The organism is Streptomyces sp. NPDC050211 (assembly GCF_040656035.1).
Classification (GTDB): domain Bacteria; phylum Actinomycetota; class Actinomycetes; order Streptomycetales; family Streptomycetaceae; genus Streptomyces.
In genome coordinates this window covers 46,482-64,856 of sequence record NZ_JBFALC010000004.1, presented here as the reverse complement: position 1 = coordinate 64,856, position 18,375 = coordinate 46,482, and the positions used below count along the sequence as shown (strand labels likewise).

At 69.2% G+C, this 18,375-nt stretch carries 14 protein-coding genes and 1 pseudogene; 7 read left to right on the top strand and 8 right to left on the bottom strand.

What is annotated here, in order from left to right:
* Positions 1-6 precede the first annotated feature (6 nt).
* Positions 7-945 (top strand): DUF389 domain-containing protein, encoded by a 939-nt coding sequence (locus AB0I98_RS05955; RefSeq protein WP_362935847.1) that lies wholly within the window; start codon positions 7-9, stop codon positions 943-945.
* Positions 946-1,031: 86 nt separating this feature from the next.
* On the opposite strand, the gene glmM is transcribed toward AB0I98_RS05955, so the two are convergent.
* From glmM to rplM, 3 genes are all read right to left on the bottom strand, one after another.
* Positions 1,032-2,390, bottom strand: a complete 1,359-nt coding sequence (gene glmM / locus AB0I98_RS05950) for a phosphoglucosamine mutase (protein ID WP_362935844.1) — start codon at positions 2,388-2,390, stop codon at positions 1,032-1,034.
* A gap of 209 nt (positions 2,391-2,599) precedes the next feature.
* Positions 2,600-3,121, bottom strand: a complete 522-nt coding sequence (gene rpsI, locus AB0I98_RS05945; protein WP_155058631.1) for a 30S ribosomal protein S9 — start codon at positions 3,119-3,121, stop codon at positions 2,600-2,602.
* Between the two features lie 42 nt (positions 3,122-3,163).
* Positions 3,164-3,607: a 50S ribosomal protein L13 gene (rplM, locus tag AB0I98_RS05940; protein WP_301983304.1), complete on the bottom strand. Its 444-nt coding sequence runs from the start codon at positions 3,605-3,607 to the stop codon at positions 3,164-3,166.
* A 294-nt stretch (positions 3,608-3,901) separates the two neighbouring features.
* Here rplM and AB0I98_RS05935 point away from each other — a divergent pair, with 294 nt between their 5' ends.
* Positions 3,902-4,792, top strand: a complete 891-nt coding sequence (locus tag AB0I98_RS05935) for a hypothetical protein (protein ID WP_362935841.1) — start codon at positions 3,902-3,904, stop codon at positions 4,790-4,792.
* A 53-nt stretch (positions 4,793-4,845) separates the two neighbouring features.
* On the opposite strand, the gene AB0I98_RS05930 is transcribed toward AB0I98_RS05935, so the two are convergent.
* From AB0I98_RS05930 to AB0I98_RS05910, 5 genes are all read right to left on the bottom strand, one after another.
* Positions 4,846-5,925, bottom strand: a complete 1,080-nt coding sequence (locus AB0I98_RS05930; protein WP_362935838.1) for an NlpC/P60 family protein — start codon at positions 5,923-5,925, stop codon at positions 4,846-4,848.
* Positions 5,926-5,942: 17 nt separating this feature from the next.
* The gene (locus AB0I98_RS05925; protein ID WP_019753111.1) at positions 5,943-6,425 is read right to left on the bottom strand and encodes a poly-gamma-glutamate biosynthesis protein PgsC/CapC; all 483 of its coding nucleotides are present in this window, start codon (positions 6,423-6,425) and stop codon (positions 5,943-5,945) included.
* A gap of 74 nt (positions 6,426-6,499) precedes the next feature.
* Complete coding sequence (gene pgsB, locus AB0I98_RS05920) at positions 6,500-8,116, bottom strand: poly-gamma-glutamate synthase PgsB (protein WP_362935835.1); 1,617 nt, start codon at positions 8,114-8,116, stop codon at positions 6,500-6,502.
* 6 nt (positions 8,117-8,122) lie between these two features.
* Positions 8,123-10,375, bottom strand: a complete 2,253-nt coding sequence (locus tag AB0I98_RS05915) for a HAMP domain-containing protein (protein ID WP_362936446.1) — start codon at positions 10,373-10,375, stop codon at positions 8,123-8,125.
* Positions 10,376-10,585: 210 nt separating this feature from the next.
* Positions 10,586-11,752: a CapA family protein gene (locus AB0I98_RS05910; protein ID WP_362935832.1), complete on the bottom strand. Its 1,167-nt coding sequence runs from the start codon at positions 11,750-11,752 to the stop codon at positions 10,586-10,588.
* Positions 11,753-11,952: 200 nt separating this feature from the next.
* On the opposite strand from AB0I98_RS05910, the gene AB0I98_RS05905 reads away from it, so the two are divergent.
* The 5 genes and pseudogenes from AB0I98_RS05905 to AB0I98_RS05885 form a co-directional block, all read left to right on the top strand.
* Positions 11,953-12,768 carry a hypothetical protein gene (locus AB0I98_RS05905; RefSeq protein ID WP_362936443.1) on the top strand — a complete coding sequence of 272 codons (816 nt, stop codon included), beginning with the start codon at positions 11,953-11,955 and terminating at the stop codon, positions 12,766-12,768.
* Between the two features lie 142 nt (positions 12,769-12,910).
* The gene (locus AB0I98_RS05900) at positions 12,911-14,263 is read left to right on the top strand and encodes a glycosyl hydrolase (protein ID WP_362935829.1); all 1,353 of its coding nucleotides are present in this window, start codon (positions 12,911-12,913) and stop codon (positions 14,261-14,263) included.
* 257 nt (positions 14,264-14,520) lie between these two features.
* Positions 14,521-15,972: a glycosyltransferase family 2 protein gene (locus AB0I98_RS05895; RefSeq protein WP_362935826.1), complete on the top strand. Its 1,452-nt coding sequence runs from the start codon at positions 14,521-14,523 to the stop codon at positions 15,970-15,972.
* Positions 15,973-15,992: 20 nt separating this feature from the next.
* Positions 15,993-17,219, top strand: a complete 1,227-nt coding sequence (locus tag AB0I98_RS05890) for a hypothetical protein (RefSeq protein ID WP_362935823.1) — start codon at positions 15,993-15,995, stop codon at positions 17,217-17,219.
* Positions 17,220-17,285: 66 nt separating this feature from the next.
* Positions 17,286-18,359 (top strand): annotated as a pseudogene (locus AB0I98_RS05885) (NDP-sugar synthase); the annotation flags it as partial.
* Positions 18,360-18,375: the final 16 nt, after the last annotated feature.

The following is an 18,375-nucleotide window of genomic DNA, read 5'->3' as shown; positions in this document are numbered from 1 at the left end:
GCCCCCATGCTGCACCTCCGCCTGATCACACCGTCCGACAAGACCGACGACGTGGTCCGCCTGATCGAGAAGACGGTCGGCACCACCCACCTCGTGGTGCTGCCAGGCACGGCCCGCAACCCGGCGGGGGACGTGGTGATGTGCGACGTGGCGCGCGAGGCGGGCGACGAACTCCTCACCAGGCTGCAGGAGTTGGACCTCGACAAGCTCGGGTCCATCGCCGTCGAGAACATCGACCTGTCGCTGTCCAAGCGCGCCGACAAGGCCGAGGACGAGGCGCCCGGCGAGGCAGCGGACGCGGTCCTGTGGGAGCACCTCGCCGAAGCGACGCACGAGGAGTCGACCCTGTCGATCACCTACGTCGCCTTCATCACGCTCGCCACGATGATCGCGGCCTGCGGTGTCGTCCTCGACAACGCCATCCTGATCGTGGGCGCGATGGCGGTCGGCCCGGAGTTCGGCCCCCTGGCCGGCTTCTCCACGGCGATCGTCCAGCGCCATCCCCGCCTCGCCGTACGCTCACTGATCGCCCTGCTGGTCGGCTTCGCGGTGGCGATGGCCGTGACCGTCGCCTTCAGCCTCTTCATGGACTCGATCGGAGAGTTCACGCAGGAGCAGCTGGACGCCACCCGCCCCAACACCGCCTTCATCTACGCCCCCGACGAGTTCTCCTTCATCGTGGCGGTCCTGGCCGGCATCGCGGGCACCCTGTCCCTCACCTCAGCCAAGTCGGGCGCCCTGGTGGGAGTAGCCATCTCGGTGACAACAGTCCCCGCGGCAGCCAACGCGGCAGTCGCCCTCAGCTACGGCGACACCAAACAAACCTGGGGCTCCACCGAACAACTCCTGCTCAACCTACTGGGCATCCTCTTGGCCGGCACCCTGACGCTACTGGCCCAAAAATGGCTCTGGTCGACGCAACGCGGTAAGAAAAACGCCCCGTAAGGGGCGCGGGGAACTGCGCGACAAGCCACAACGAACCAGCAGCCCGCAACAGACCAGAACCCCCCACCCCTACCCGGCACAAACAACTACCCGAGCGCCGACTTCACCGCATCCGCAAGCCGCCCAGCCACAGACCGAGCCTGCTCAATATCCGCAGCCTCCACCATCACCCGCACCAACGGCTCAGTCCCCGACGGCCGAAGCAACACACGCCCCGTCGCCCCCAACTCCCGCTCCGCCTCAGCAACGGCAACCGCAAGCTCCGCCGAGTCCCCGACACGGGCCCTGTCGACATCCGGCACATTGATGAGCACCTGAGGCAAACGCTCCATAACAGAAGCAAGATCCCGCAGCGTACGACCCGTCTCCGCGACCCGCGCCGCCAGCAACAGCCCGGTCAACGTCCCGTCACCGGTCGTCGCGTGATCGAGGATGATGACGTGCCCGGACTGCTCGCCACCGAGGGCGTAGTCGTGCTCCTTCATCTCCTCCAGCACATACCGGTCACCGACAGCCGTCTGAATGAGCGTCAACCCCGCACGCTCCATGGCCAGTTTGAACCCGAGGTTGGACATCACCGTCGCCACCACCGTCTCGGCACGCAGCGCGGAGCGCTCCCGCATCGCCAGCGCGAGCACGGCGAGGATCTGGTCGCCGTCCACCTCCGCACCGGTGTGGTCGACGGCGAGACACCGGTCGGCGTCACCGTCGTGCGCGATGCCGAGATGCGCGCCGTGCTCGACCACGGCGGCCTTCAGCAGACCCAGATGCGTGGAGCCACAGCCGTCGTTGATGTTGAGCCCGTCCGGCTCGGCACCGATCGTGATGACCTCCGCACCGGCCCGCGAGAACGCCTCCGGCGAGACCCGCGCCGCAGCGCCGTGCGCCTCGTCGAGGACGATCTTCAGCCCGTCGAGACGGTTCGGGAGTACGGAGACGAGGTGGGCGACGTACTGCTCGAAGCCCTCGTCGTACGACGTCACCCGCCCGACACCCGCACCCGTGGGCCGGTTCCACGGAGCGCCCGTCCGGTGCTCCTCGTAGACCGACTCGATACGGTCCTCCAGCTCGTCGGCGAGCTTGTGGCCGCCGCGGGCGAAGAACTTGATGCCGTTGTCGGGCATGGCGTTGTGGCTGGCGGAGAGCATCACGCCGAGGTCCGCGCCGAGCGCGCCGGTGAGATGGGCGACCGCGGGCGTCGGCAGCACACCGACGCGCAGCACGTCCACACCCGCGCTGGCCAGGCCCGCGACCACGGCGGCCTCCAGGAACTCCCCGGACGCGCGCGGGTCACGGCCGACCACGGCGGTCGGCCGGTGCCCCGCGAACGTGCCCGCCTCGGCCAGTACATGCGCCGCGGCGACGGAGAGGCCGAGTGCCAACTCGGCCGTCAGATCCGCGTTGGCGACACCGCGCACGCCGTCTGTGCCGAAGAGTCGTCCCACTTGTCCTCCATACGTTCACAGTTCCCGGAAGGGGATCATTCCTGAAGCCCTCTAAGAATCTGATGAAAGCTCAGTTTGGAAAGCATCCGATCACGCCAGCCTTTGAGCGTCTTGTGCCGTTATACGCCTCTGGCTGTGATAAACGAACGCCCCGACGGCACTGTGGCGTGCCGCCGGGGCGTTCGGGGTACGAACAGACGCCGCCGTGATTAGCGCTTGCTGTACTGCGGAGCCTTACGGGCCTTCTTCAGACCGGCCTTCTTGCGCTCGACCGCACGGTCGTCGCGGCGGAGGAATCCGGCCTTCTTGAGGGCGCCGCGGTTGTTGTCCACGTCGGCCTCGTTCAGCGCGCGGGCCACACCGAGGCGCAGGGCGCCGGCCTGGCCGGAGACGCCGCCACCCGCGATGCGGGCGATGACGTCGTAGCGACCCTCGAGCTCGAGGACCTTGAACGGCTCGTTGACTTCCTGCTGGTGCACCTTGTTCGGGAAGTAGTCCTCGAGGGTACGACCGTTGATCTTCCACTTGCCGGTGCCCGGGACGATCCGGACGCGGGCGATGGCGTTCTTGCGGCGGCCCAGGCCGGCGGCCGGCTGGGGGTCGCCGAAGCGGGACGCCAGCGACTCCGAGGTGTACTCGCCCTCGACGGGGACCTCGGACTCGGTGGTGTAGCTCTCGATGTCGACGATCTCTTCGCCCTCGACGGGCGTCTCGACGGTGGTCTCGGCCACGATTCTCCTCAGATTCTCTTCAGTCTTAGGGGGTGGCCGGACTTACTGCGCGACCTGGGTGATCTCGAACGGAACCGGCTGCTGAGCAGCGTGCGGGTGGTTCTCGCCCGAGTAGACCTTCAGCTTCGTGAGCATCTGACGGCCCAGGGTGTTCTTGGGGAGCATGCCCTTGACGGCCTTCTCGATGGCCTTCTCGGGGTTCTTGGCGAGCAGCTCGTCGTAACGGACGGAGCGCAGACCACCCGGGTAGCCGGAGTGGCGGTACGCCATCTTCTGGGTCCGCTTGTTGCCGGACAGGTGCACCTTGTCGGCGTTGATGATGATGACAAAGTCACCGGTGTCGACGTGGGGCGCGTAGATCGGCTTGTGCTTGCCGCGCAGGATGGACGCCGCAGTGGAGGCCAGACGGCCCAGGACGATGTCCTGGGCATCGATGACGTGCCACTGGCGCGTGACATCGCCGGGCTTGGGGCTGTACGTACGCACTTCGCAGCCTTCTTCTTCAGTGGATGGGTGCTGATACATGGCATCACTGAAGCGATCGTGCAGCTGGGGACGACAGTGCCGGGAACGATGCCCGTATGCCGCCCACTGGTAACTGCTCCAGGGAACCTACGTAAGGGCCTCTCGCCTGAGAACGACCAAGCCAATACGCATAACGAACTGCAAGAGTACCCGCGCCGCCCCGGACGGGTCAAAACGACCTCGGGCCCGCTGACGCCACCGTGACCTGTGAGACGGGCCGACACACGGGTAGCCGCCCCGTCTAAGATGCGGCCCATGAGCTTTGGGCAGGGGGGTCCTCAGTCCCAGTGGGACCCCTGGAAACCGAATTCGCAGCAGCAGCCGTGGAGCAGCGGCGACGGCGAGACTCCGGACTGGGCCGCTCTCGCCGAGGCGTCGGAGACCCGCAACAAACGCCGCCGACTGCTGCTCGTCGGCGGCGGCGCGCTGGCCACCGTCGCGATAGGTGCCGCCGTCGCCGTGGCCGTGGTGTCGGCGAACGGTGACAGCGAGGCGTCCGGCAACCCGTCCTCCCAGCTGCCGTCGACCGCGGACATCCCGAGCGCGTCCGGCAACGCGGACCCGTCCTTCGCGCCGACCACCGCGCCGCCACCGCTGGACCCGAAGGACTTCGTGGCCAGCGTGAAGAAGGACAAGGCTCCGCTCAGCCCGGAGATCCTCTTCCCGGGCACGCAGCTGACCATGGGCGAGACCCTGTACAAGAAGGGCCCGACGGCCGACACGAAGAACTGCGCCTCGGCCGCCAACCCGCAGGGCACCCTCGGCAAGGTCCTCAAGGCCAACGACTGCAGCCGCTTCCTGCGCGTCACCTACACCAGGAGCGGCATCGCGGTGACGGTCGGCGTGGCCGTCTTCAACACCGAGGCACAGGCGACGAAGACCAAGGGACAGGCCGACGACAAGAGCGTCGTCGCGTCCCTGTCCGGCGGCGGCGTCAAGCCCTTCTGCAATGGCCCCACCTGCCGCACGACCACCAACTCCTACGGCCGTTACGCCTACTTCACCGTCGCCGGCTTCATCAACGGCAACGACGTCACGGACAAGAGCACCGAGGTCTTCAGCACGGGCGACGACCTCCAGGAGTTCACGTTCCGGCAGATCCGCCGGCGCGGCGAGGCCCAGGCGTCGGCTGCGGCGAACGAGTAGCGGCAGCCGGCGCATGACGGCGGCCGACAATCAGTCGGCCGCCACCCTCGGGCTCACAGGCGCTTGGCGCTGCGCAGCGTCTTGGCGTAGTACCCGTTGCCGTCCAGCCGGGAGACACCGCCCACGTCACCGATCGTCGGCCCGTTGACCTCCTCACGGCTGGAGACGAAGATCAGGTGCCCCTCGGTGTCATGTCCGAGGACCATGCCGACGTGGTCGAGCCGCTGACCGGTACGGGTGTCGAGCTTGAAGAAGACGAGGTCGCCCGGCTGGAGCTGGTCGATGGCGGAGGGCCGGTCCTTCGCCGAGATCCCGGCGAGCGGCAGGATGTCGACGCCCTCCTTGGAGCGGGCCATGCCGTTGGCGGTACGGGGCAGTCCGTCGCCGGAGGTGTCCGAGGACATCAGGGGGTAACGGGCCCGGTAGCCCAGCACCATGCGGATGAAGCCCGAGCAGTCCAGGGATCTGGCCCGCATGCTCTCCGGCTGCCCGACGGCGCCGTCCCGGAAGGGGTACGGCACCCCGAGGTAGTCGTAGAAGTCGGACTCCTCCAGGCGCAGGTCGCCACCCTCGCCCCCGGCCGTGTTCAGCGGCCCGAAGTTCGCGTCACCGGCGTAGACGGTGCCCTGCTCGTCCTTCTTCTCCGGCGTGCCGGCCACGTACTGGAAGGCGATGGCGAAGAGGTCGTCCTCCTTGCTGTCCCGGTACTCGGCGTACCAGTCCTTGAACCACTTCTTCTGCTCCGCCCCCTTGGACCACGGCTCGGGCATCAGCCGTACCCATTCCGTCGTGCTGACCTTCGACGCGGTCGAGGTCGGCTCCTGGAAGGTGCGGGCCGGGCCGGTCAGGGTCGCGGTGCGCGCGCCGTCCGTGAACACGGCCTTGATCTGGCCGTCGCCCCCGCGCAGCACGGACCGCGCCGGGTTCTCCAGCCGGGACCAGGTCTCCTTCCCGGTGTCCGTCGAGGCGGCCCCGGTGCTGCGGCCGCCCTCCAGGACCCCGACGCTGCGCACCTCGGTGACGCCCGACTCCTCCTGGCCCCGCAGTTCGACCGTGAGGTAGCCGGAGGCGCCGACGAGCGCCAGCAGCACCAGGCCCGTGACGACGGGCCGTGACTTCTTCTTCCCTGCCATCAATTGCTCCTCGGTTGTCAGACGGTCGGCATGACGCCGAGCAGCAGGCCGGCGGCGACGACGATGTAGGCCATGAGGGAGACGGTGCCCGTGGCCAGCAGGGTGGCTCCCTTGGGCTGGCGCACCATCTGGTAGGCGATCAGACCCGGCACGATGAAGCCGAGGGTCTGGTTGCCGTACAGCAGCGGGAACTCGATCGAGAGCACGATCATCACCGTGGCCTGCAACAGCACACCCAGCAGCACCACCGCCGCGAACAGCCGCTTGCCGTACAGGATCACCAGTCGCTGCATGATCTTGGTGCCGCCGTAGGTCAGGGCGGTGACGCCCACCACCATGGCGGCGCGCTGCAGGTCCTCGATCAGGGTGAGCGCGAGCCAGCCGGGGGTGATCATGCCGCCGGGCGACAGGTTGGTCGTGAGATAGCAGAGCAGCGAGAAGAACAGGCCTATGGCGATGCCCAGGGCGGCCATCTCGGGGGTCAGGGCGGCGGTGGTCAACGAGGTCTCCGGACGAGGGGTGCAGGTTCAGGGGCGGAGCGGGCACACGAGGGGCGCCACGCGCGGGACGGGTGTCAGGCGCGCGGCGGGTGTCCACCTCCGTCGTCGTCCGTCGACGGCTGCGCGGTGCGGAACCACGCCGACACCGCCGCCTGCCCGGCCCCGGGCGGCAGCTGCGCCGGAGCCTGCGGCAGGTCTTGGCCGTACTGCTGGGGCTCGGCGTACTGCTGCGGCTGGGCGTACTGCTGGGCCCCTTGGTATCGCTGGCTCTCGCCGTACGGCTGCTGCCCTGTCCCGTATCCCCCGTCGGCCGCGGCTGCGGCATACGCCCCCGGCGTCTCGGCGTACCGCCCCGCCGGCTGCGCCGGGATGCTGATCACCGGAATCTCCTGGGTCTGCGTGGCCTGGTACCGCTCCTCGTAGGCCGTGGGGTACGAGGCGTACGGGTCCAGGCGCTGCGGCTGGTGCGGTGTGGCGGCGGCCGACTGCCCGGGCTCGTCGGCGTCGCTCTCGTCCGCCGGGAGCTCGGCCAGGTACTCGAGGAGCTCCTCGCCCTGTCCGTGGATGTTGCCGATGGCGACCAGGGAGGAGCCGTCGGACATCCGGCCGAGCAGGGTCGGCATGAACTCGTCCGCCGCGCGGCGCTCGCCGCCGAGGTCGACCGCGCGGTCGCGCCAGTCGGCGGGGATGGCGTCGATGGCGCTCTTGGACGGGTGCCCGATGACGAAGACGTTGTCCGGCTGCAGGTCGGGGATGATCTCGCCCATCTGCCCGTTGCGCTCCACCCGGTCCGGGCGGCAGTTGATCACGACGTTCAGGGGGCGGCGGATCGCGCCGAGGTCGAGCAGCTGGTTGATGTTCATCAGCGTGGACTCGGGGTCGTTCGCCGCGAAGACGTTGGCGAAGGCGAGTCGCTTGCCGTCCGGGGCGACGTACTTCTCCACCGAGAGCACACCCGGGTCCGGCGGGGCGTCGTACATGCCCTGCAACGCGACCTTGCGCTCGACGCCGAGCAGGTCCGCCACGACCAGCGCGATGGCCACGTTCTCCTTGAAGGTGAACCAGCTGAAGCCGCGCAGCTCCTCGTCGGTGACCGTGTCCGGGTCGGCGTAGATCAGCTTGCAGTTACGGGCGTCCGCCTCCTCCTGGAGGATGTGGAAGCGCTCCTTCTCGGCAGTCACGCAGATGCCGTCCTCCGGCATCGAGCGGCACAGCGAGCGCGCCACGTCGTCCAGGGTGGGCCCCATCTCGGCGAGGTGGTCCTCACGGACGTTGCAGAGCACGCCGATCGTCGAGCGGATCAGCTTGCTCTGGTTGACCTCCTGCAGCGCCGGCATGACCGCCATGCACTCGATGACCAGCGCGTCGGGACGGTAGGTGGCGGCCCGGCGGACGATGCCGATCTGCTCGACCACGTTGGCGATGCCGAACTTGCGGTAGACCGGCTCCTCCGTGGCGTCCGGGTGGATGAAGCGCGCCGCGGTGCCCGTCGTCTTGGCCACGGTGACCAGCTCACCGCCGCGCAGGGCGCCCGCGCACAGCCGGGTGATGGAGGACTTGCCGCGGATGCCGTTGACCAGCACCCGGGAGGGGATGGTGTGCAGCGCGGCGTAGTGCCTGCGCTGCTCGATGATGCCCGCGATCAGCAGGAACACCCCGCCGATCAGCAGCACGAAGTAGAGGTAGAGCACGGCCGGTCACCTTCCTCCGGCGCCGAGCCGGGGCTCGGCACTCCGGCGCGACTGGTTCTGCCTGCGGGCCTGCAACTGCTGGCGGACCAGTTCGAGGCTGCGGACGACGGCCCCCACCTCGTCGTGGTAGCGGGGGTAGAGCACGGTCTTGAGGTCGCCGTCGGCCAGCTTCTCGGCGCTGCTCGCCAGCGCGCGCAGCGGCCGGACCACGACCAGGTGGATCCAGCCCAGGCAGACCACGATCAGCGCGAGCCCGAGCATCCCGGCGAGCACGCTGCGGTCCTCGCGTTCGTACGGGGCGATCTCGAAGTGCTTGGCGTTCTGCCAGCTGACCACGGTCCAGCCGATGTCGGCGGCCACGCCGCCACCGGAGAAGGGCGCCGCGGCGGCGACGGTGACCGAGCGCCCCTCGCGGATCAGCAGGCCGTTCTCCACTGGGCCCGCGCCCACTCTGACGCTGCCGGCCCGCACGAGGTCGGTGAGCGATTCGCGCGGCAGGTCCTCGAAGGCGAGGAAGCCGTCGCTGGCGGCGATCGTCCTGGCCTTGGTGTCGACCACGCGGACCTCGCCGAGACCGGGCCGGTTCAGCAGCGAGTTGAGGAACTCCACCCGTACCTCGCCGACCAGGGTCATGTCCTTGTGGTCCGGTACGGGGGCCCCGGCCTGGATCACCGGTTTCTTGCCGCCCTCGCCCGACACGCGGACGAGCGAGTCGGTCTCCTCTTCGTCCTCTTCCTCGCTCCAGGTGGAGTCGGGCTCCGCCCCGGCGCGGGCGACGACGTCGCCCTCGTCGACGACGTACAGGGAGCCGTAGCGCGTGTGCTTGCGCAGGGCGTCGTCGAGCACGCCCGTGGTGGCGTCGGGGTCGTCCGCGTCGATCAGACGGGAGATGGAGACGAGGTCGGCCTGGGCCTCGTTGAGGGCCCGGCGGACGCGGTCGGCGACCAGGTCGGTGCGGTCGCGCTGGTCGTTGACCATGGTGCTCGGCACACTCACCGACGCGTCCGTGCGGTTGAGCAGCAGACCGACCGGCACGCACCACAGCAACAGCAGGGCGGCGGTCAGCGCCAGCGGAACCCGCAGTCCGAGCCGGCCCTTACGACCACTGGCCTGGGACTCCACGTCCCCACCGGACAGCTGCGCGCGCAGCCGCTCCAGGGCGGCGCCGATGCGGGCGGCCTCGCCCCAGCGGGGCACGGCCACGGGACGGGTCAGATCGCCGCGGGCCAGTCGGCGGGACTCCAGGAAGAGCCCCAGCAGGGGCCGCTGCACGGCCATCCACAGCAGGGCCGCCGCCACCAGCCCGAAGACCACCAGGACGCCGGCCGCCACCAGCCCGTACAGCTCCCGCTCCTGTCCGACGGCCTGCTCCTGCACCACGGGCAGCATGGCTACGACCGTCAGCCCGAGGCCCGCGCCGACGCTCTTGCGCTGCTCGGGGTCGGCGGAGGCGAGGGAGGCGTATCCGGCGGTGGCGATACGGCCGTTGTAGGAGTCGCCCAGCAGGGTTCCGCTGACGCCCGGGTAGCCGCGGGATCCGGGCTCCCTGGCGCTGACGGGATCCTGCTCGGTCTCCGTGGCCGCCTGTTCGGACAGCCGGGTCATCTGCTTCTGCAGGAAGGAGAGTTCGCTGCGCTCCGCGTCCGAGTTGAGCGCCTCGGCCCGCTCGAAGCCGGCCGTGGCGAGGACCTCGCCGCCGCGGGCCACCACGGCCATCGAGCGGAACGGGCCCAGGTTGATGGCGGGCACGGAGAGGCTGTTGGAGGCGATCAGCAGTTGCTGCGGACGGTCCTTCCAGTCGAGGAGGGCCATGGTCATCAGCCGCACATCGCCGGTCTTCAGCCGGACCATGCGGGGAGTGAGGGCGTTCTCACCGGTCAGGACGTCCTTGTCCAGCCAGGCGAGCGGAATCGTTTCACCCCTCGCGGCGAGCACCTTGCCGCTCTCCAGGTCCAGCACGGTGGTGCCGGTCCACTTCTGGTACGTGTTGCTCAGGTCCGACAGCACCCGCTCCGGATCGGCGGGCTCCCCCGCCTTCAGCGCGGCCGCGGTGCGGTTCAGGTCGGTGACCCGCTCGTCGATCGACGCACGCAGGGCGATGGCGCCGTCCTGCGCGAAGTGCTTCTGGGAGCTCAGCACCGCCTTCGGCACGGCCGGCTCACCGGCGGGGCCCAGCACTTTGGCGGTCAGCCCGGCCAGGGCGAGGATCAGCAGGCACAGCAGCGCGATCGGCGGTCGTATACCGCCCAGGAGCGGCATGTCGGCGCGTCTACGCATACGCCGCCGCCCGCCCCGTCCTGGGCGTGGCGCGCTTTGTGTCGAAATCACCGGTGGTTTCCTTCGCCTCTTCACTACTCAGGCGCTCGCTGGAGCCACCGCTGACGCGGACATGAGACGCCGTCACTTTAAAAGACGGTTAAAACGCGCCGGGGTTGGGTTTCGGCGGGCAACCGCTGTCTGTGTCACTCGTCACTTCGTCAACGAGAGCTGCTCCAGACCGTCGCCACCTGGGGCGCCGCGGTTGTAGAGGAAGCCGCGGGTGCGGTCGGCGGCCAGCCGGTAGCGGGCGAGCCGGTCCTCGGACAGCTCTCCGGGACGGTCGAGCAGCTGCTGCACGTCCACCACGCGATGGTCCTCGACGGCTCCTTCGGGCGCCTTCTCCCCTGCCTCCACCTCCGGCGGGATGTCGACCAGCGTGGTCCGGTAGCGGGCGCCGACGTCCCAGCCGTCGGTCGTCTCCCTGAACTCGAACCAGCCGATCGCGCCCTCCTCGGTGAGGCCGGTCGGCGAGGAGTGGCGGGCCACCTGGTTGCCGAGGCTGTAGGCGATCCAGGTGCCGTTGAGCTTCTGGATGGGCTGCACCACGTGGGAGTGGTGACCGATCACCAGGTCGATCCCGGTCTCCTTGGTGATCCGCTCCGCCAGCTTCAGCTGCGGGACGCTCGGCTCGTTGTAGTGCTCCAGGCCCCAGTGGACCGAGAGGATCACCACCTCGGCGCCCTTCTTGCGGGCCTGGGCCTCGGCCTTCTTGATGGGGTCGATGCCGATCCGGTTGAGGGCCCAACGCTCCTTCTCGGGCGTGGGGTTGAGGAAGGACTCCCAGGAGAAGGAGAGATGGGCGACCTTGACGCCGTTGACGTCCCGGATGTTGATCTGCTCTGCTTCCTCGGGCGTACGCGCGGACCCGGTGTGGCCGAGGCCCACCTTGTCCATCGTGTCCAGGCTCCGCTTCACGGCCTTGAGGCCGTGGTCGTAGGTGTGATTGGAGGCCGTGGAGCAGGTGTCGTACCCCACGTCCTTGAGAGTCGTGAGGATCTGCGGCGGAACGAGGAACTCGGGGTACCCCTCGAAGGGGCCCTCGGGCGTGCCGACCGGAGTCTCCATGTGACAGATGGCCAGATCGGCCTTGCTGATGACCGGCTTCACCCCGGCCATGAGCGGTCCGAAGTCCAGCCCGGCCTGCCCCTCATCGGTCTTCTTGGCGTCCTTGGCCGCCTGTTCGACCAGTTCGGGGTGGATGAGCACATCACCCGCGGCGGCGACGGTGAACGAGCGCCCGCCCGGCTTCACCTGCGCCCCGGACGGCTCGGAGGCACACGAGGCGACCAGGCCGGCCAGAGCTCCCAGAACCGCCACCGAACGGCCTATACGGAGAGACTTACGGAATGTCACCGCGCCATACTCACATGGGCCTCACAGCTCAATCGGTCATTGCCGTCACAAGACAGTCACGTTTCGCTCGCATTCTTGCCCAAGGGGTTTTGATCGTGGCACTGGCCGGCTGCCAGACGGCATCACCCGAGTCCACGGAAGGTTCGGTTCCGAAATCTCGGGAGCTGGTGGACCTCCGCAGCCGGATCCTCACGTATACGGCCGACCTCGAGCCCGACGCCTCCTACACACCGCCCGGCGCGGCCCGGCGCGAACAGCTGGCGCGCGGCGTAGGCCGTCTGCTGGACGGCGACGCGGAGAAAGCTGAGCGCCTGCTCGCCCCCCTCGGCCTCGGCGTCACCCGCCTCACCGACACCGACTCCGGCCGCCGCTACGACGAGATCGCCGCCCTGCGACCGGACGGCGAGGCCGCGAGCTGGGGCCGCCTCTACCTGACCGCCGACTCCGCGGTGCGCTGGAACGTACAAGTACCGCACCCGGTCTCCGACCGCGACACCGAGGCACTAGGCGTCCGACTGCTGGAGGACACCCCCTCGGGCGCCCTCGTCGTGGCCGGCGCCCACCGCCGCGCCGGCCGCGCGGACGCCGCGGACGTCGCCCACCGCGAGGACAGCGCCTTCCACGCCATCGTCGTCGAGCTCCAGAAGCGCGGGGTGCCCGGCCTCCAACTCCACGGCTTCGCCGAGACGTCCGAGCGCCCCTACGAGGCCATCGTCTCCGGCGGCGCGGCCCAGAGCACGTCCGACGAGGCCTCGGCACTGGCCGACCATCTGGAGTCGGAAGGGCTGCGCGTCTGCCGCGGCTGGTCGGCCCGCTGCCCACTGGAAGGCACCTCGAACGTCCAGGGCAGGTCCGCGGAACGCCGTCACGCCACGTTCCTCCACGTGGAACTGTCCCCCGACGCCCGCGACGACGGCCCCGACGCCGACGAAACGACGGAGGCCCTCGGCGACCTCCTGAGGACGTGGTCGCAGGACTGAGTACGCCATGACCAACGCCCTATAGGGGCGCGGGGAACTGCGCGACAAGCCACGACGAACCCGCACCCTCCAACGATCCGTAGCGCCCGCCCCGTACCGAGAGACAATCACCCCACGTCATATCGGGGAGGGGGCGAGGGCAATGCGCATGCGAGGCCGGATCCGGCTGGTAGGTGCCGCGGCGAGCGCTGCGGTGCTGGCCCCGCTCGCAGTGTGGGCCTGGCCCGACCAGGACGACGGCGAGACCGGACCCCCGCCGGTGCCGACCGATCTCCGGGACCGCGACCCGAAGGCCACCCCCGAGGCACGCCAGGTGTACGCGATGCTCGCGAACCTGGAGAACACCGCCCGCCGCGGCCGCCCGAGCCGCACGGTGATCGGCCAGCACGTCGAGCTGCACAACGAGCGGTACAACGCGCAGTACGGCGACTACCGGGGCACCAAGCCGCCGGGCTACTACTACCGCAAGGCCCGCGACATCACCGGCCGCCTGCCCGGCTTCGTGGAGCTGGACCTCGGCCCCGGCTACGGCCAGCCCGGCTGGGCGGTGGGCCGGTCCCGCTCCTACTCCGGCGACTGGCCGGGCTGCCGCCGCCATTGGGGGTATGTCGAGGACGCCGTGGACCTGGCCGTCGGCGTGTGGGCGGGCCTGCCCAGGGCGGCGGCCGATGGCTCGTACCGCCCCTCGGGCACCCACCGGGAGTGCGCGACCGGAGCCGAGATGTCCCTGCCGCACAACGGCGGCGCCCCGGCGGGCCTGGTCGGCTTCTCGTTCCACCAGCCCTACCCCGGCAGCCCGGTCAAGGGCTTCCCGCAGACGCTGCACCGCAACTCGCCCGCCGCCAAGGACCCCCGCTGGTTCGCCCGGGTGGTGAGCCGGGGCACCACCGAGCACCGGGACCTGCTGCGGGACCTCGCCTATCTCGCGGACCACCTGGGCTACCTCGCCGACCAGGGCGTACCCGTGCTGCTGCGGCCGTACCACGAGATGAACACCGCACCGGGTCGTGGCTTCTGGTGGTCCGGCCAGGACCCGGCGGCCTTCCGGAAGCTGTGGCATGTGACATACGACTACCTCGTCCACCGCCGCGGTCTGCACAACCTGATCTTCGTCTGGGCCCCGAACTCCTGGCACAGTTCCTACGGCCGCGAGCCCGGGCCGTACTACCCCGGCGGGCGCTACGTCGACATCGTCGGCGTCGACGACTACAGCGACACCCCGGCCGAGCCGTTCGGCGGCGGAACCTGGACCGAGGTGTGGTTCCGCGGTCTGGAGACGTACCGCAGGCCCCGGATCGTCTCCGAGTCCTTCCATGTCCCGCTCAACGCCGCGCAGCCCAAGACCCTGGTCAGGACGCCGTGGGTGCTGTGGACGGTGTGGGGGCAGGCACTGTCGTACGACAACGTCTCCGAGCCGCGGAAGAAGAACACCACAGACGACGTGAAACGGACTTACCACTCCTCCCGTGTGATCACGGCTCAAGACTTCGCCTGATTAACTTTTAAACACATCTTCCTCACAGCGGTTCCATGGTCCGGACACGTATGCCAGGATCGTGCTCCTGTTCGGTCAATGGTTCTGGACGCCTGGGGGGGCATCTGAGCGGCGATTGGCCGATTTTTACGCCAGCAGGGCGTTGAGGGGTGGGGATCCCGGAGTGAAGGTGCCGTAGTGCGCTCTGTCGCGCCGCGGCCGAGATCTGTCGCTGCCTCAACGCACCACCGATCTCACGGGGGAGTTCCGCAGTCGTCATGGCATCGACACTGGTCGACGGGGGTGTGCCGCACTCACGGCACAATCAGAAACTGGCCAAGCGCACAGCGTCGTGGAAGCCCGGCATCCTCCCGTTCCTGCTGCCCTTCGTCCTTCTGGTCGCCTTCGGGCTATGGACCTATCGGCCCAGTTCATCACCGCTGAGCTGGGCACTGACCGTCGTATGGTCCCTGCCCGTGATCGGCGTGATGGTGGGCATCCAAGGCGCCCTGCTGATCCGCCGCCGGGTCCGCAAGAACGACCGGATGACCCCGCCGGCGCCGGCCCAGGAGGACTTCCTGATCGTCCTCTGCCCGACCATCGGGCGGCACGACACCTACCCGGCCCTGGAGCGCTCGATCCTTTCCTACGTCGAGCATCTGCCCGAGTGGTTCCCGTACATGCGCGTCGACATCCTCACCGAAGAGGGCTGCGAGGCGGCGGAGGACATCGACCGGCTCGCCGCCTCCCACCCTCTGATCCGGGTGATCACCGTTCCCAAGGCGTATGTCCCGGCCAACGGCACCCGCTTCAAAGCGCGTGCCAACCACTACGCCCATGAGCTGCGCATCGAGGAAGGCGAGGCCCTCGACCACGTCTGGGTGCTGCACATGGACGACGACACCGGCGTCGGCCCCGACACCGCCTCCTCGCTGGCCCAGTTCATCAACCGCCAGCGCCGCGCCCACCCCGACGAGGCCAAGCACATGGCCCAGGGCATCCTCACGTACCCCCGCGAGAACGCCGTCAACCTCTTCACCTGGCTCGCCGACGCGGTACGTCCCGCCGACGACATCGCCCGCTTCCGCGCTCTGACCGGCATGGGCACGCCGGCCGCCGGTGTGCACGGCGAGTTGCTGGTGCTGCGCGCCTCCATCGAGGCCACGATCGGCTGGGACTTCGGCCCCAAGGAGATCGTCGAGGATGCCCGCCTCGCCCTGACTTTCTGCCGCCGCTACCCGGGCCGCAGCGACTGGTTCAACGGCCGCTGCTACGGGGCCTCCCCTGCGACCGCCCGGGACTTCATCAAGCAGCGCGACCGGTGGGCCTGGGGCCTGGTGGCACTCTGCTTCAACAAGGCAGTGCCCTGGCGCTACCGATGGTTCCTGTCGATCTGTGTCACCACCTGGATCCTCGGCCCGCTCCAGCACATCGTCGCCGTGCTGTGCATCGGTCTTCTCGTCGGCGATCTCAACACCTCGCCCGTGACCCAGTCCGTGGTCATCCTGTGGGCCCTCAACTTCGCCTATGTCATCTGGACCTACTGGGAGGGGCTGCGGCTGAACGCGCTCGCGTCGATCAGCGGGCGGCGCAAGTGGTGGGAGCCGATCGTCGTGGTCGCGCTCATCCCCGTCTTCTCCGTGCTGGAAGGACTCGGCGGCTTCAAGGGCTTCCTGAAGTTCGTCCGGCGCGAGGAGAACAAGTTCGTCGTGATCGCCAAGCCCGCCTGATCCCCCGGAAGACACCTGACATGCGCTCGCGACTGCCTCTGCTCGCCATCTTCCCGGTGACCGTCCTCACCATCGTGCTGGCCACCCCCTTCGTCCTCGGCGACCACCCGGTGCGCTGGGAGTCGGGCTCGGCCCTGCCCCGAATCGTCAAGGACGGCTCCAAGGACTCCACCACCCCGGCCGACGACTCCTCCGGTACGACACCCTCGTCGTCCGCTGCGTCTTCCGCCGCCGACACCCTCAAGGTCGCCAAGCCCTGGAAGGCCGGCATGGCGCAGTGGGGCGTGCAGCTCTACTGGGAAGAGGAGAAGAAGAAACGCTCCGGCACGTTCATCGAGGACCAGGCCCGCAAGCACGCCAAGTACCTCATCGGCCTGGGCGCGAATTCGGTGTCCCTGTCCTTCCCCTTCTTCACCGAGGGCATCACGTCCGACGAACTCTCCGCCGAATCCAAGACACCGTCCCCTGAACGCCTGCAGCGAGTGCTGAAGGTGTTCGAGGACGCCGGCTTCCGCACCACGCTCCGCCCGATCATGGACGAGGCGTCCCTGGACCCGCCGACCGGCTGGCGCGGCAACATCGAACCGGCCTCGCGCTCCGCTTGGTTCGCGTCCTACAAGAAGTTCCTCACCCCGTATCTCGAGGTCGCCGAAGAAGAGAAGGCGAACACCTTTGTGATCGGCACCGAGCTCAACTCCTTGGAGGGCGACGCAGGCTGGGACGCCCTGGTCGCCTCCGCCGAGAAGACCTTCTCCGGCGAGGTCGCCTACGACGCCAACTGGGACAACTACGTCTCCGGCCGCATCAACATGCCGGTCAGCCACCTCGGCGTCGACGCCTACTTCCCCGTGAAGGTCGCGGACACCGCACCCGTCGAGACGCTGGTCGAGGGCTGGAACGACTGGCTGGACAAGAAGGCCACCGGCCCGCTGCCCAACCTCACCATCGCCGAGGCCGGCATCGGCGCGATGACCCGCGCCTACCACGCGCCCGGCGACTTCTACACCAAGCGCGCCGTCAATCCCCAGGTGCAGGCCAACTGGTACAAGGCCGTCTGCCAGGTCGTCCAGGAACGGCAGATGCAGGGCCTCTACTGGTGGTCGATCTGGTTCGACGACGACCCGAACACCCCGCCGGACGACAAGGTCGCGTCCCGGCTCGACTTCGCCGGCCGTCCCCAGACCGAGAAGGCCGTCAAAGCCTGTTTCACCTCCGACTACGCAGGTCCTGGCACCACAGCCCAGTAATCCGGCAGCACAGGAGATCCCCCCACGCCTCCATCACCCGTCCCCGCGACCCAAGGCGGACACCACATGACTGAAGCGATCCTTCTCGTGGGCGGTCAGGGCACCAGACTCCGGCCCCTGACCAGCCACACCCCCAAGCCGCTGCTCCCCGTGGCCGGGGTGCCGTTCCTCACGCACCAACTCGCGCGAGCAGCCGCGGCCGGGATCACCCGGATCGTTTTCGCGACCTCCTACCTTGCCGAGCTCTTCGAGGAGGAGTTCGGTGACGGCAGCCGCCTCGGCCTGGAGCTGGAGTACGTCACCGAGACGACCGCCCTCGGCACCGGCGGCGCCATACGCAACGCCGCCGAGCGGCTGCGCAGCGCACCCGACGAGCCGGTGCTGATCTTCAACGGCGACATCCTCTCCGGCGTGGACCTCGCTGCCCTGCGTGAGGACCACCGTGCCTCGGGAGCCGATGTCACCCTGCATCTGAAGCGGGTGGCCGATCCCCGTGCCTTCGGTCTCGTCCCCACCGACGCGGAGGGCCGCGTCCAGGCGTTCCTGGAGAAGCCTCAGACCCCGGAAGAGATCACCACCGACCAGATCAACGCGGGTTGCTACGTCTTCACCCGCTCCGTGATCGACCGCATCCCCGCCGGCCGGGTCGTCTCCGTGGAGCGCGAGACCTTCCCCGAGTTGCTCGCTACGGGCGCGCATGTGCGCGGAGTCGTAGACGACAGCTACTGGCTGGACCTGGGTACCCCGGCCGCCTTCGTGCAGGGCTCTGCCGACCTGGTGCGCGGCCTGGTCACCTCCCCCGCGCTGCCCGGCCCGGTCGGTGACGCCCTGGTGCTGCCCGGCGCTGAGGTGCACCCCAGCGCGGTGCTCAGCGGCGGCACGGTCGTGGCCGCCGGCGCCGTGGTCGGTGAGGGAGCCGTGGTCGAGGGCAGTGTGCTGCTGGCCGGCGCCCGGATCGACGCCCGGACCAGCCTGCACCGCTCCGTCGTGGGCCGCCACGCCCGAATCGGCGAGGGCAGCGTGCTGCAAGCCGCCGTGGTCGGCGACGGGGCCCACGTGGCCGAGGGCAACGAACTCCCACCCGGCCTCCGTGTCGCCTGCGGCGCCCTGCTGGCCGCCCACGCCGTCCGCACCTCCGCATCCCCCGCTCCCTGCA

Coding starts and splice junctions, on each gene's coding strand:
- AB0I98_RS05955 (WP_362935847.1), top strand. CDS start 7: ATGCTGCACCTCCGCCTGATCACACCGTCCGACAAGACCGACGACGTG.
- AB0I98_RS05935 (WP_362935841.1), top strand. CDS start 3,902: ATGAGCTTTGGGCAGGGGGGTCCTCAGTCCCAGTGGGACCCCTGGAAA.
- AB0I98_RS05930 (WP_362935838.1), bottom strand. CDS start 5,925: ATGGCAGGGAAGAAGAAGTCACGGCCCGTCGTCACGGGCCTGGTGCTG.
- AB0I98_RS05915 (WP_362936446.1), bottom strand. CDS start 10,375: ATGCCGCTCCTGGGCGGTATACGACCGCCGATCGCGCTGCTGTGCCTG.
- AB0I98_RS05900 (WP_362935829.1), top strand. CDS start 12,911: ATGCGCATGCGAGGCCGGATCCGGCTGGTAGGTGCCGCGGCGAGCGCT.
- AB0I98_RS05895 (WP_362935826.1), top strand. CDS start 14,521: ATGGCATCGACACTGGTCGACGGGGGTGTGCCGCACTCACGGCACAAT.
- AB0I98_RS05890 (WP_362935823.1), top strand. CDS start 15,993: ATGCGCTCGCGACTGCCTCTGCTCGCCATCTTCCCGGTGACCGTCCTC.